Genomic DNA, 13,611 nt, shown 5'->3' on the forward strand with positions numbered 1-13,611 from the left:
CAGAACAGGAGCGGTGAGGCTTACGCAACCGCAGTACACGTACGCGTTTCACGCAAGGAGGCGAACCCCTTTGAGTACGGGACCCGGAGCAGCTTCCGTCCCCGCACCGACGACCGCCCACGAGTCCCCGCCCACCCCCGGCGTCCCCGAAGCCCCACCGGACGCCACCTCCCCGGATACACCCGGTCCACCAGCCGCCGACCCCGAATCCACCGACACCCGCGAACATACGTCCATGTTCCGTTCGTTGCGGATCCGGAATTACCGGCTGTTCTTCGTCGGGCAGGTGGTGTCGAACATCGGTACCTGGATGCAGCGGATCGCGCAGGACTGGCTGGTGTTGAGCCTCACGGGCTCGTCCACGGCGGTCGGTGTGACGATGGCGCTGCAGTTCCTGCCGATGCTGTTGTTCGGGCTGTACGGCGGTGTGCTGGTGGACCGGTTCCCGAAGCGGCGGCTGCTGTTCCTGACACAGACGTCGATGGCGGTGACCGGGCTCGCGCTCGCCGCCCTGACGCTCTCGGGGTACGTACAGGTCTGGCATGTGTACCTCGCCGCATTCGCCGTGGGCATGGCGACCGTGGTCGACAACCCGGCCCGGCAGTCGTTCGTGTCGGAGATGGTCGGCCCCGGGCAACTGCAGAACGCGGTCAGTCTGAACTCCGCCAACTTCCAGTCGGCCCGGCTGGTCGGCCCCGCCGTCGCCGGTGTGCTGATCACCACCGTCGGCACGGGCTGGGCGTTCCTCTACAACGGCCTCTCCTACGTCGCCCCCATCACCGGCCTGCTGCTGATGCGGACCCGCGACCTGCACCCCGCCCGCCGCGCACCCCGCGGCAAGGGGCAGCTCCGCGAGGGCCTGCGCTATGTCGCCGGACGCCCCGAACTGCTCTGGCCGATCGTGCTCGTCGGTTTCGTCGGCACCTTCGGCTTCAACTTCCCGGTCTGGCTGTCGGCGTACGCGGACGACGTGTTCCACTCCGGTGCCGGCTCCTACAGCCTCTTCAACACCCTCATGGCGGTCGGCTCGGTGTCCGGCGCCCTGCTCGCGGCCCGGCGCGGTACGGCCCGGCTGCGCGTCCTGATCGCGGGGGCGCTGGCCTTCGGCGTCCTGGAGATCGTGGCGGCGCTCGCACCTTCGTACTGGATCTTCGCGCTGCTCATGGCCCCGATAGGGATGTTCGGCCTGACGGTGAACGTCACCACCAACACGGCCATCCAGATGGGCACCGACCCCGCCATGCGCGGCCGGGTCATGGCCCTCTACATGATGGTCTTCCTCGGCGGTACGCCGCTGGGCGCGCCGATCGCCGGCTGGGTCACCGACGCGTACGGCCCCCGGGTGGGCTTCGTCGCCGGCGGCGTCGTCGCCACGGCCGCCGCGATCACGGTCGGACTGGTGCTGGTCAGGGCCGGCGGGCTGCGGCTGTCGCTGGGGTGGAACCAGGGGCGTCCCCGGGTGCGGTGCGTATCGAAGGATCCGTCGAAGGAGCCGCCGGTGCCTGCGGGGGGCTCGTCGGCCTCGTCGGCCTCTTCGTCCTAGGGAACCGGTGTCTGCGGCGGTCTCGTCGGGTCGGCTCTGGAAAGCTGACGAGCATGAGACTGTTTGCCGCGGTGCTGCCGCCCGCCGATGTCGTCGATGAACTGCGGCTGCTGATCGGGGGGTTGAAGGGGCGGACCGGTGCCGACCGGTTGCGGTGGACCGAGCCGCCCGGATGGCACTTCACGCTCGCCTTCTACGGCGAGGTCGACGACGACGTCGTACCGGAACTGTCCCGGCGACTGGAACGCGCCGCCCACCGCACCGCCCCGTTCCCGCTGGCGCTGCGGGGCGGTGGACAGTTCGGACACGGCCGGGCGCTGTGGACGGGGGCCGAGGGGGACCTGGAGACCCTGCGGCTGCTCGCCGACCGGGCGGAGGCGGCGGGGCGCAAGGCCGGGCTGGACATGGGGGAGCACCGCCGTTACACGCCCCACCTGACCGTGGCCCGCAGCCGGCACGCCCTCGACGTACGGCCGTACGTCGCCGCCCTCGACGCCTTCGCCGGGCTGAGATGGACCGTCGCCGAGCTGGCGATGGTGCGCAGCAATCTGCCGACGTCCGGGGTGGCGGGGGAGCAGCCGCGGTACGAGGTGGTCGGCCGTTGGGGTCTGGGGGCGGGCGGTTAGTCTCGACGGGTGGACCCGAAGACCCGTAACCGGATCATGGCCGGTGTGCTTGTGCTGATGTTCGCGGTTGTCGCTGTCGCGGCGGCGCTCGGTAAGTGACTGTTTCGTGGGGCGAGCCGGGGACTGCGGACCGTATTGATCTGCGGCCTGGCGGGGGCTGGTCGCGCCCACGCGGCGGAGCCGCAGATCAACACAGCCCCGCGCCCCTGAGTGAGCCGGTGGTTACCAGGCGAAGGCTTCCGGCGACGGGCCCGGGCCCGGGAAGATCTCGTCCAGTGACGTCAGCAACTCCTCGCCCAGCTCCAGCTCCACCGCCCGTAGCGCGGATTCGAGCTGCTGCGCCGTGCGCGGGCCGACGATCGGGCCGGTGACACCGGGCCGCGTCAGCAGCCAGGCCAGAGCGGCCTCGCCGGGCTCGATGCCGTGTTTGTCGAGAAGGTCCTCGTACGCCTGGACCTGGGCGCGTACGGCGGTATTGGCGAGGGCGTCGGCGGAACGGCCGGAGGCGCGGCGGCCACCCTCGACCTCCTTCTTGATGACACCACCGAGCAGCCCGCCGTGCAGCGGCGACCAGGGGATGACCCCGAGGCCGTACTCCTGCGCGGCCGGGATGACCTCCATCTCGGCGCGGCGCTCGGCGAGGTTGTAGAGGCACTGCTCGCTGACGAGGCCGATGGTGCCGCCGCGGCGGGCGGCGATCTCGTTGGCCTGGGCGATCTTGTAGCCGGGGAAGTTGGAGGAGCCGACGTAGAGGATCTTGCCCTGCTGGACGAGAACGTCGATCGCCTGCCAGATCTCCTCGAAGGGAGTGGCGCGGTCGACGTGGTGGAACTGGTAGACGTCGATGTAGTCCGTCCGGAGCCGCTTGAGGCTGGCGTCGACGGCCCGCCGGATGTTCAGGGCGGAGAGCTTGTCGTGGTTGGGCCAGGCGTCCTGGGACGCCGCCATGTTCCCGTACACCTTGGTGGCGAGCACGACCTTGTCACGCCGGTCGCCGCCCTTGGCGAACCAGCTGCCGATGATCGATTCCGTACGACCCTTGTTCTCGCCCCAGCCGTACACGTTCGCCGTGTCGAAGAAGTTGATCCCCGCGTCCAGCGCCGCGTCCATGATCGCGTGACTGTCCGCTTCGTCGGTCTGCGGCCCGAAGTTCATGGTCCCGAGAACCAGTCGGCTGACCTTGAGGCCCGTGCGTCCGAGCTGTGTGTACTTCATGGGTGCCAGCCAAGGGCGTGGAGTGCGCTCTAGGCAAGGGGGGTTCGGTCGGGGGGAGGAGGCATATGTTTCACCACTCGCACGACGACACCGGATTGCCCGGTGTCGAAGTCGATCGTGGGCTCGACCTCGATCAGGTCGTCGAGTCTCCCGTGCAGCGCCAGCACAGCCCCGAGCTGCATCACCTTCCCACCGAATCCGGTGTCGAACAGGTGGCGGAACAGGGCTTCGGCATCGTCTACGCGGCCGTCCTGGACCAGCGACGCACCCAGCACCTGCGCCATCTCGCAGGCGGCCGCGCGGTGACCGGCTCCCGCTTGGAGTGCGCCGCGGAGCAGAGCCAGGGCCTCGTCGTGCGCACCCCTGCCGACCAGCGTGCGGGCAAGCGCGACGGCCGTTTCTTCCGGGCTGCTGGTGCCGGCTGTTTCCCGCAGCCATGGTTCGGGTTCGTCCGCGAGGTCTTCCCGCAGCAGCTTGGCGGCGAACCGGTCGGCGAGAAACGGGCGAATGACGTGGTCGCTGTCGCGGAACAGGTCCTCGGCATCCTTGGTTTCGCCGCAGCGAGCCATCGCGAACATGAGGGCATGGACGGCCTCACCGAGGCCCACGATGCTGAGGCTTGATATCGCCCGCCACGAGATGTGGGGAGCCGAGCCGATGGCGCTCAGGCTGATGAGCACCTTGTCGGTGTCACCGGCCGCGTGTGCCAGTGCCGCCTCCCACACCGGATCCGCCACCGGCGTCCCGCTGTGGTCCAGCAGATAGTCGAAGGCCTTCCACCGATCCCCGTCCCCCGGCATGAGCAGACTGGTCACCCCGTACCGCACATGCGCCGCCCACTCGAACGCCGCCTCCAGCGGCTCGGGGCGCAGGACGGCGCCGCCCGCCGCCGACAGATGGTGTTCGTGCAGCTCGGCCAGTAGCTCCCGCGGATACGGCCCCCGCAACCCCGTACGCGCCAGATCGACGGCCGTCGCGACGAGCGCCGCTCCCCGGGCGTGCCCGATCGACGTACGGGCCTGGCGCCAGTCGCGGAGCAGCACCGGGCCCGCCGCCAGATACTCGGCGATGCCGTGCGGCCCGTGATGGGCGACCGCGTCGGCGATGCGGGAGTCGTCGCAGGCGCCGGCCCGCTCCAGCTCGGCCGTGCTCCACAGGCGGTCCAACTCGATGACGGCGGCCCGGCGCAGAACCCGGTCGCCGAGGTCGGCCAGGGGATGACCGCCGCCGTCACCGTCACCCGGCGCGTAGAACTTCGTGTACTCCTTGCGCCGCATCGTCGCGATCACCGGCACCCCGAGGGCGACGAGTTCGTCGAGGACATCGGCTTCGAGGCCGTCGGGGCCGAGATGTCGCTCCAGGTCGTCGAGCCAGACCAGACACGGGACGCCGGCCCGCTCGACCGCGTCGGGCGCCCTTCCCGGGTGGGCCGAGCGGCTGGGCGGGACGATCACCCGGTGGCCGGGCAGTACGTGCCGTACGGCCTCGAACGTGGCCCGTGTCTTGCCCGCCGTCGAGTCGCCGAGGACCAGCACGAGTCCGCCGCGCTCCGCCGCCGTGCGGACCCGGTCGCGCAGTTCGTCGTCCACGTCGCGGCGTACGTAGGGCGGCAGTTCGGTGCCGTCCTCGCCGGGGCGGGCCCGGTGGGCGCCGGCGGCCAGGGCGTTCCAGGCGCCGGCGAGAGGCCAGCGGTCGGCGTTCTGGAGGTAGCGGGGCAGGACGGCGGGGGCCTCCGCCAGCGAGTTCAAGGTCAGGTGCTGGATCGACCCGGTCTGGACGACCTGGCCCTGGCGGCCACCGGAGACGCTGTTCTCCCCCATGCCTCCCTACGCTAACCGGACTTGGGGCGGTCGGGGCGGCGGTCGGCGGGTACCGGATCCACACCGTGCCGTCGCTCGGCCTCGGCCGGGGTGCAGCGCAGGAGGCGACGGATCGTCAGCAGGCCGCCGCGCAGCGCGCCGTGGCGGTGCAGGGCCTGCACGGCGTAGGTCGAGCAGGTCGGCGTGTACGGGCAGCGGGGCGGGGTGGCCGGGCTGATCCGGCGGCGGTAGTGGACGACGGCGGAGTAGAGGGCACAGGCGGCGCGGCCTCGCGGAGCGGGGGCGGCCGGGTCCGGCGACCTCACGGCGGGCCGCGCCGTGACCAGGGTCGACACGGTCAACAACGCTGTCAGCGCCGCGACTTCACGGCAGGGCGCGGTGACGGTATTCCACCAGACGGATACGTCGAGGCAGCCCTCCAGGCAGCGGCAACAGCGATTGTCCCTACGGTCCTGCCCCTGATGCTCCCGTCGCGCCTGGCGCTGCTGCCGCCTGGCCCGCCGCGCCCCGGAATCACCCCATGTCATGCGTCGTCGTCCTCACCGCGCTCTGTCCGCACCTCGTCGATCGGAGTCGACACGCAGAGTCCCACATCGGTCGGGTGCGGCCGGTTCGGGGGCTTGTGGTGCCGCCGTTGTGTTCGCCGACGACGCCTCCTGCCTCGAACTCTTCCGCGAGGTGCGTGGCAGCGAGCGGGTGACGCCCGTCGAACTGCCCTGGCTGGACGTCGAGATGGCGTTCCTCATCGTGGTCTGCCGCCACCCCCGGTGACGATGTCGCGCTCGCCCTCGACTACCGGACCGATCCGGCCGATCCCCGGGTCGTGGGCACCGACTTCTGTACTGATCCCCGGGGATGCGAGTGGCGGGTGGTGGCCCCCACGTTCTCGGAGTTCGCTGCCGCGCTCGGTCTCATGCCGTAGTGGGGGCGTTGTCGGGGGCGGGGCGGGTCGGCTGACGGCGGGGAAGCAGGAGTGGGGTCGCCAGGAGGAGCAGGCCCGCCAGGGCGATCGCGAGGCGCGGGCCGGTGGCGGCGGCCAGGAGGCCCCACAGGGCCGTCAGGGCCGCGATCGTGAGTTTGACGGTGGCCGACCAGGCGGAGAGGGTACGGGCCACTCGGTCGGGCGGGGTCTCGTTGAGGCGGTATGTGGCGCTCACCGGGTTGAAGACGCCCGCGCAGGTGATCAGGCCGAGTTCGACCGCCATGACCAGGACGAGTCCGCTGACTCCGGGGTGGACGAACGCCAGCCCCAGCGACCAGCAGGCCCGCAGTGCCCCTGCGGTCAGCAGGACCCGGTGCGAGCCGTAGCGGGCGACCAGCCGCCGCGAGAGGCGGGAGCCGATCAGGCCGCCCGCGCAGGGGACCGCGAAGGCGAGGCCGTACTGCCAGGGGGAGAAGCCGAGTTCGCCGACCATCAGGACCATCAGCAGCGGTGCGGTCGCCATGATCAGGCCGTTGACCAGCACCGTGTTGAGGAACAGAGGACGCAGCGCCGGGCTGCCGAGGATGTGCCGCCAGCCGTCCAGCAGATCACCGGGGCGGAGCCGGGACGCTGCCTCCGTCTGTGCCGGTGCCTCCGTCTGTGCCGGTGCCTCCGCCCGGGCCGGTGCCTCCGCCCGGGCCGGACGCGGGTCCGTACCGCCACCGATCGCGCGGATCCCCACCGCCGACAGCAGGAAGCTGATCGCGTTGGCCAGTACGGTCAGCACCGGGCCGAACAGGCCGATCGCGGCGCCGCCCAGGGGCGGGCCGAGCATCGTGGTGGTCCAGGTCGTGGCCTCGAAGCGGCCGTTCGCGACGAGGAGGTCACCGGGCGGGACGAGGGCCTTCAGATACGCGCCGCTCGCCGCGGTGAAGGTGATGTCGGCCGCCGCGACGACCACCGAGACGAGGAGCAGTTGGGGAAAGGTGAGGAGGTCGAGAACGTACGCGGCGGGTACCGTCAGCAGCGCCGCGCACCGGACCAGGTCCATCGCGATCATCACCGGCCGCTTGCGGCGGAACTCCACCCACGGCCCGAGCGGCACCGCCACCGCCGCCCCCACCGCCGGCCCGATCGCCGCGAGCGCCGACACCTCTGCCGGCCCGACGTCCAGCACGAGCACCGCGATCAACGGAAACGCGTCGAACGCCAGCCACGTACCGACCGCACTGACCGCATATGCCGCCCATAACCAGCGGAACTCCCGCCCCAGCGACCGCTTGGTCCGTATCCCTGTCACTGTCTCCGTGTATCACTTCGGGCAGCGGTCGGTGTGTCAGTTCCGCGGGAACTCGTCGGTCCTGAGGGTCAGACCGATCACGGTGTCGGTGAGGTCGAGTTCGTCGCCGAAGGGGAGGGTCGTCTCGGTGATGTAGTCGCCGTTCTTGGGGTGCGTGTAGATGTGGCACCGGCCCTGGTAGGGGTCCGCGATGAGGTAGACGGGCACCTCGGCGGTGGCGTATGCGATCTTCTTGGGGCCGTAGTCGTTCGCCGCGGTCTTCTTGGAGATGACCTCGGCGACGAACTCGACGTCCTCGTGGTGCCACAGCCCCTTGGCGTCCTTGACGGCGGCTTCGGACAAGAGGGTCACGTCGGTGGCGAAGCCGTTGAGGTACCCCGGGTAGTCGATGCGGACGTCGGACTTCAGGCGCTGGCGGGGATACCTGGTCCGCAACTGCTCGATGATGTCCAGGATGATCTCCCAGTGGGTGTCCCGCTGTGGCGACATGAAGATGTTCCCCTCGACGATCTCGACCTTGAATCCCTCGGGGACGGGCATCTTCTCCAGCCACTCGAACATCGTGTCGAGCGTGAGTTCGCCGCTGTTCTCGGCCATCTCGATCCTGTCTTCAAGGACGGTCATCGTGGCGCTCCTCCCCGACTGCCGCTAGATCGCACGCAGTCGCGCGGTACAACGATACGTACGGTGACCTGGGACACGAACGCGACGGTGAAACTTCCTTGCGCCGCCGTCGCCCGAGCCGATTCGGGTTCCTGCGGCCGGGCGGGCGTGGCAGACCGCCGAGTGGTGGCGGTTCCAGTGGGAGAACACCGAGCTCGTCGACGTCACCTCGGTCGGGCTCCAGGAGGACGGGTGGAGGGACTGGCTGCTGTGGGCGCGGGCGTGCGTCGAGCGGCGGCCGGGGCGGGGCGATCAGGCGGTCGTGGAGACGTTGGAGGCCGATCAGGCGGTCGTGGAGACGTTGGAGGCCGATCAGGGGAGTATCTGCCGTTCGCGCTGGTGACCGCGACCAGGAAAGCGGCGTAGAGGGGCTCGTACCCGTGCCTACGACACGTCGTACGCGCCGCCCAGCCCCCACGCCTCATGCATCGCCCCCGCGAACGCCGCCGCGATCTTGTGTTCGCCGGAGGCGTTGGGGTGGGTGCCGTCGTAGGTGTCCCGGTGGATGTCGTACGCGGGGGGCGGGGACGCCAGGAGGAGAGGGGAGCGGGGTTCGTCGAGGTCGGCGGTCGTTTTGGCGAGGAGTTCGTTGAAGCGGGCGACCTGCGCGGCGAAGGGGGCGTCGGTCTCGGCGCGGACGTTCGGGATCACCGGGAGCATGACCATGCGGATGCGCGGGTCGGCCTCGCGGGCGGCGGTGACGAAGCGGTGGGTGTTCTCTGCGGTCTGCTCGGCGTTCGTGTAGAAGCCCAGGTCGATGAGGCCGAGGGAGACGAGGAGGACGTTCGCGCGGTGGGCGCGGACGGCGTCGGCGATCACCGGGGCCATGTGCAGCCAGCCCTCGCCCCAGCCGGCGAGGTGGGCCCGGGGGAAGCGGGGGTGGGTGTCGGCGTACTCGTACGACGTGGGCGTGTTCGTGGCCTTGTCGTAGAGGGCCTCGCGCGGGCCGACGATCTTGAACGGGCCGTCGTGGGTCGCGCGCAGATGCTGCCAGAGCCGGTAGCGCCATGTGTGTTCGCCCGCGCTTCCGATGGTCATGGAGTCGCCTACGGGCATGAACCTGAGCATTGGCACATCATGAACGATCGCTACCGGCCGGTATGAGCAAGACGGTCAAGCGGCACTGTGAACATCGCCACGTGGTGAACCTCCCCGGCCCGCACCCCCGCGCTCCAAAGGGGCGCGGGGCTGTATCGATATGCGGCTCCGCCGCGATGGGGGTCCCCGCTCACGGGGGTCCCCCGCTCGAGCGAAGCCGAGAGTGGGGGAGAAGCCGAGAGTGGGGGAGCGACCAGCCACAACGAACCCGCATCCGGCCACGAACAACACCCCCTCGGCGCTTCCCACCCCACCCAGCGGAGCGACATGGCAGGGTTGAGGCCATGCGCCGTCCACACCCCCTCCGCACAGGACTCGCGGGCCTGGCCGCACTCTCCGCGCTCCTGTTCGCCGCCCTGTCGGCGGCCACCGTGACCCCCGCGATCGCCGATGACGGCGACGACGGGTTCACGATGAAGGACCCGGGGATCACCGAGTCCAGCGGGCTCGCCGCCTCGCGTCAGCACCCGGGGGTCTACTGGACCCACAACGACAGCGACGACGGGGCGTACCTCTACGCCGTCGACAGCAAGACGGGGGAGACCGTCGCCACCCTCACGTTGACCGGTGTCGGCACGCCGCGTGACATGGAGGCGATCTCCATCGGCCCGGACAACCACCTCTACGTCGGTGACATCGGTGACAACGATGGCGTGACCTGGCCGTACGTGTGGATCTACGATCTCCCGGAGCCGAAGGAGCTCAAGGACCGGACGATCCGGGCCACGCAGTACGTGGTGAAGTACGAGGACGGGGCGCGGGACGCGGAGGCGCTGATGGTGCATCCGAAGACCGGGCGGGTGTACATCGCCGACAAGAACGAGAACGGGGGGTCGTTGTACGAGGGACCCGCCGAACTCTCCGCCTCCGGCACGAACGTCTTCAAGCGCGTCGCCTCCGTCCCCGACCTGGAGGTCACGGACGGCGCGTTCTCGCCCGACGGCAAACAGCTCGCCCTGCGCGCCTACTTCGGCGGCATCCTCTACGACTGGAACGACGGCAAGATCAAGAAGGTCGAGCGGCTGGAGGTCCCGTTGCAGCGGCAGGGGGAGTCGCTGACCTTCACCACCGACGGCTCCAAGATCATGTACGGCAGTGAGGGCCAGGGCAGCTCGGTCGTGGCCCGCGACGCACCGGGCGGCGGCTCGGGCGGCGGCTCCGGCTCCTCCTCCGGCGACGGCGGCGGCGACGACGGCTCGGACACCGCACAGTCGGACGGCGAAGGCGCCGGCTCCGGGTTCAAACTGGGCGCGCTCGCCGTCGCCGGGGCGGTCGTCGTCGTATGGGTGTTCAAACGCGCACTGCGCCGACCGTCGTCGTGACCTGTGCCTACGTGACCTGTGCCTACGTGACCTGTGCCGACGTGACCTGTGCCGACGTGACCTGTGCCGACGTGATCTGTGCCGACGTGACCCGTACCGACGTGCCTTGTGCCTATGTGACGTCACCCCCGGCCCGCCGCGCGACCAGCACCTCCAACCCGTCCAGGATCCGCTGCAGCCCGAACTCGAAGTGGTCGAAGTCCTGCCCGAACGCGTCCTCGGAGAGCCCGGAGAGCAGCGGATAGCGGCCGGAGGCCATGACCTTCTCCAGCGTCGGCAGCTGCGCCTGCCAGAACTCCGCGTCGGTGAGCCCGGTCCGGCCCGCCACCTCCGCCTGATACAGCTGGGTCCGGGCGGCGCCGACGACGTAGTTGTCGACCAGGATGAGCGTCGAGACCAGCTCGGGGTCGCTCAGTCCCATGGACTTGATGCGGGCGAGCATCTTCTCCATGCCGTCGAGCGCGCTCGGCCCGAGGATCGGCCGGGACTGGTTGACCTGGAGCAGCCAGGGGTGGCGGCGGTAGAGGGCGAGGGTCGCGTGGCCCAGGGCCTCCAGGGCTGAACGCCAGCCGCCGTCGCCGAGGTCGGCCGGGTCGTCGGAGGGCCGCTGGACGCGGTCCAGCATGAGGTCGAGCAGTTCGGCCTTGCCGGGCAGATAGCGGTAGAGGGACATCGTGCCGGTGCCGAGCTCGGTGGCCACGCGCCGCATCGACACCGCGTCCAGCCCCTCCTCGTCCGCGACCCGGACGGCCGCTTCCACGATCCGGTCGAGCGTCAGCGCCGGCTTGGGGCCGCGGCTGGGGCGCCGGCCGGTGTCCCACAGCAGTTCGAGGGTGCGGCCGATATCGCCGCCGCCACTGGTCTCCGTACCGCCACGGGCGGCGTCGTTCCCGCTGCTCTTGCCCCTTGTCATAAGGCTCAGCTTAGATCCCCGCGAAAAAACTGGGTACGTCGTACGCGAATTAGAGTACGGTGTACCCAGTTAGCCCGGTCGGGGTGAGACACAGGCGTGAGCCAACGACAGAGGCAGCGGCAGGCGAGGGGCGCCATGGGTGGATACGACGGATACAACGGATACAACGGATACGACGGATACGACGGATACGCGGTACGGGCGGAAGGTCTGGAGAAGCGGTACGGCGAGAAACGCGCGCTCGACGGCTTCGACCTGACCGTCCGCGAGGGCACGGTGCACGGCCTCCTGGGCCCGAACGGCGCGGGCAAGACCACCGCCGTACGCATCCTTTCCACGCTCGTACGACTCGACGGCGGCCGCGCGACCGTGGCCGGCCTCGACGTGGCGCGGCGGCCGCGCGAGGTGCGGGCCAGGATCGGTCTGACCGGCCAGTACGCGGCTGTGGACGAGGTGTTGACCGGCCGGCAGAACCTGGAGATGTTCGGGCGGCTGTTCCACCTGGGCGGTCGGCGGGCGAAGCTGCGGGCCACCGAACTGCTGGAGCGGTTCGACCTGGCCGACGCCGCCGACAAGGGCGTCGGCGACTACAGCGGCGGCATGCGGCGCCGCCTCGACCTCGCCGCGTCGATGATCCTCGCCCCGGCCGTCCTCTTCCTCGACGAGCCGACGACGGGACTGGACCCTCGCAGCCGGGGTGAAGTCTGGGAGTCCGTACGGGCGTTGGTGGCCGACGGCACGACGGTCCTGCTGACCACCCAGTACCTGGAGGAGGCCGACAAGCTCGCCTCGCACATCACCGTCATCGACCAGGGGCGGGCCATCGCCGACGACACCCCGGACGGACTGAAGAACCTCGTCGGCGGCGACCGTATCGAGGTCGTGGTCGCCGAGCGGTCCGACATACCGCGCGTGGTGAAGGCGGTCGCCCGGGTCTCCGACGGCGAACCCGAGGCCGACGAGGGGGAGTCGCGGGTGCACGCACCGGTCGTCGACCGGGTGGCCGCCCTGACCGAGGTGGCGCGGACGCTGCAGGACGAGGGCGTCCAGGTCGAGGACATCGGGCTGCGCAGGCCGAGCCTCGACGACGTGTTCCTGCGCCTGACCGGACACCGTACGGACGTATCGGAAGCGAAGGAGGCTGCCGTATGAGCGCCGTCGACCTGACCGTGCCGGCCACGCACGGCCGGCTGTACTGGGCCCTGGCCGACGTCTGGAACATCGTCCGCCGAGGTCTCATCCACTACCGGCGCCAGCCCGTCAACATCGCCTGGCAGCTGGGCTTCCCGATCCTGTCCGTCCTTCTCTACGGCTATGTCTTCGGCAGCGCCATGAAGGTGCCCGGCGGCGGGAACTACACGGACTTCCTGATGCCGGGGATGTTCGTGATGACGATGGCGTTCGGCTTCATCAACACCGCCACCCTCGTCGTCTACGACTCCACCAAGGGCGTCATCGACCGGTTCCGCTCCATGCCGATGGCGTCCTCGGCGGTCGTCGCCGGGCGCGGGATCACCGATCTGGTCGCCGCCTGCGCGGAGTTGGCGATCATGATGCTCACGGCGTTCGCCATGGGCTGGCGGCCGGACGGCGGCTTCGGCTTCCTCGCCGCCTTCGGGCTGCTGCTGTGGCTGCGGTTCGCGCTGATCTGGATCGGCGTGTGGCTCGGGCTGCTCGTGCCCAACCCGGAGGCTGCGGGCGGGCTGTTCGCCGTGGCCTTCCCGCTGACGATGATCTCCAGCATCTTCGTCGCGCCCGAGCTGATGCCCGACTGGCTGGGCTGGGTCGCGGTCTGGAACCCCATCTCCTCCACGGCGGCCGCCACCCGTGAACTGTTCGGGACGCCGGTGGCCGGCGACACGTGGGTCGAGCAGCACGCGCTGCTGATGTCGGGAGTGTGGCCGGTGGTGGTGACGCTGGTGTTCCTGCCGCTGGCGGTACGGAGGTTCCAGAAGCTGAGCCGCTGACGTACGGCGCGGCGGCAGGCGGCAGGCGGCAGGCGGCAGGCGGCAGGCTGCAGGCGGAAGGCGGAAGGCGGAAGGCGGAAGGCGGAAGGCGGAAGGCGGAAGGCGGCAGGCTGCAGGCGGAAGGGTGGACGGGCGTCCGGCGTACCAAGTGACGCCGGACGCCTTGACGTGTTCATGTGACCTGCTTCCATGGGGGGTGCGGGCAGGTGGGAGCGCTCCCAC

General features: G+C 70.3%; 13 protein-coding genes. 6 read left to right on the forward strand and 7 right to left on the reverse strand.

Annotation, left to right across the window (positions count from 1 at the left end):
- Positions 1-70: 70 nt before the first annotated feature.
- Both CES90_RS18390 and thpR read left to right on the forward strand, forming a co-directional pair.
- On the forward strand, positions 71-1,543 hold the full coding sequence (locus CES90_RS18390) for an MFS transporter (protein WP_229914076.1): 1,473 nt from the start codon (positions 71-73) through the stop codon (positions 1,541-1,543).
- A 53-nt stretch (positions 1,544-1,596) separates the two neighbouring features.
- Positions 1,597-2,169: an RNA 2',3'-cyclic phosphodiesterase gene (gene thpR, locus CES90_RS18395; RefSeq protein ID WP_189785274.1), complete on the forward strand. Its 573-nt coding sequence runs from the start codon at positions 1,597-1,599 to the stop codon at positions 2,167-2,169.
- Between the two features lie 222 nt (positions 2,170-2,391).
- Here the strand turns inward: thpR and CES90_RS18400 are convergent, their stop codons facing one another.
- From CES90_RS18400 to yidD, 3 genes are read right to left on the reverse strand one after another with little or no spacing between them, the layout of a single operon-like run.
- Complete coding sequence (locus CES90_RS18400; protein WP_189785275.1) at positions 2,392-3,384, reverse strand: aldo/keto reductase; 993 nt, start codon at positions 3,382-3,384, stop codon at positions 2,392-2,394.
- Positions 3,385-3,413: 29 nt separating this feature from the next.
- Positions 3,414-5,204 carry a glycosyltransferase family protein gene (locus tag CES90_RS18405; protein WP_189785276.1) on the reverse strand — a complete coding sequence of 597 codons (1,791 nt, stop codon included), beginning with the start codon at positions 5,202-5,204 and terminating at the stop codon, positions 3,414-3,416.
- Between the two features lie 11 nt (positions 5,205-5,215).
- Positions 5,216-5,539, reverse strand: coding sequence for a membrane protein insertion efficiency factor YidD (gene yidD, locus CES90_RS49685; RefSeq protein ID WP_229914077.1), 324 nt, complete (start codon positions 5,537-5,539; stop codon positions 5,216-5,218).
- Positions 5,540-5,840: 301 nt separating this feature from the next.
- Here yidD and CES90_RS51260 point away from each other — a divergent pair, with 301 nt between their 5' ends.
- Positions 5,841-5,975: a hypothetical protein gene (locus CES90_RS51260; protein WP_268257034.1), complete on the forward strand. Its 135-nt coding sequence runs from the start codon at positions 5,841-5,843 to the stop codon at positions 5,973-5,975.
- A gap of 140 nt (positions 5,976-6,115) precedes the next feature.
- On the opposite strand, the gene CES90_RS18415 is transcribed toward CES90_RS51260, so the two are convergent.
- The 3 genes from CES90_RS18415 to CES90_RS18425 all read right to left on the reverse strand — a co-directional run bounded on the left by CES90_RS18415 (position 6,116) and on the right by CES90_RS18425 (position 9,157).
- A complete protein-coding gene (locus CES90_RS18415; protein WP_189785366.1) occupies positions 6,116-7,417 on the reverse strand; it encodes an MFS transporter in 1,302 nt (433 codons plus the stop codon).
- A 45-nt stretch (positions 7,418-7,462) separates the two neighbouring features.
- Complete coding sequence (locus tag CES90_RS18420) at positions 7,463-8,050, reverse strand: Uma2 family endonuclease (RefSeq protein ID WP_189785278.1); 588 nt, start codon at positions 8,048-8,050, stop codon at positions 7,463-7,465.
- A 423-nt stretch (positions 8,051-8,473) separates the two neighbouring features.
- Positions 8,474-9,157: a GDSL-type esterase/lipase family protein gene (locus CES90_RS18425; RefSeq protein ID WP_189785279.1), complete on the reverse strand. Its 684-nt coding sequence runs from the start codon at positions 9,155-9,157 to the stop codon at positions 8,474-8,476.
- Positions 9,158-9,471: 314 nt separating this feature from the next.
- On the opposite strand from CES90_RS18425, the gene CES90_RS18430 reads away from it, so the two are divergent.
- Positions 9,472-10,509 (forward strand): WD40 repeat domain-containing protein, encoded by a 1,038-nt coding sequence (locus tag CES90_RS18430; RefSeq protein WP_189785280.1) that lies wholly within the window; start codon positions 9,472-9,474, stop codon positions 10,507-10,509.
- Positions 10,510-10,621: 112 nt separating this feature from the next.
- Here the strand turns inward: CES90_RS18430 and CES90_RS18435 are convergent, their stop codons facing one another.
- Positions 10,622-11,422, reverse strand: coding sequence for a TetR/AcrR family transcriptional regulator (locus CES90_RS18435; protein WP_189785281.1), 801 nt, complete (start codon positions 11,420-11,422; stop codon positions 10,622-10,624).
- 135 nt (positions 11,423-11,557) lie between these two features.
- Here CES90_RS18435 and CES90_RS18440 point away from each other — a divergent pair, with 135 nt between their 5' ends.
- Together CES90_RS18440 and CES90_RS18445 are read left to right on the forward strand one after the other, a co-directional pair.
- Positions 11,558-12,574 carry an ATP-binding cassette domain-containing protein gene (locus CES90_RS18440; protein ID WP_189785282.1) on the forward strand — a complete coding sequence of 339 codons (1,017 nt, stop codon included), beginning with the start codon at positions 11,558-11,560 and terminating at the stop codon, positions 12,572-12,574.
- Positions 12,571-13,389 carry an ABC transporter permease gene (locus tag CES90_RS18445; RefSeq protein ID WP_189785283.1) on the forward strand — a complete coding sequence of 273 codons (819 nt, stop codon included), beginning with the start codon at positions 12,571-12,573 and terminating at the stop codon, positions 13,387-13,389. The genes CES90_RS18440 and CES90_RS18445 overlap by 4 nt, the downstream gene beginning before the upstream one ends.
- The last annotated feature ends 222 nt before the right edge of the window (positions 13,390-13,611 follow it).

This window comes from Streptomyces capitiformicae, assembly GCF_002214185.1.
GTDB classification, from domain to species: domain Bacteria; phylum Actinomycetota; class Actinomycetes; order Streptomycetales; family Streptomycetaceae; genus Streptomyces; species Streptomyces capitiformicae.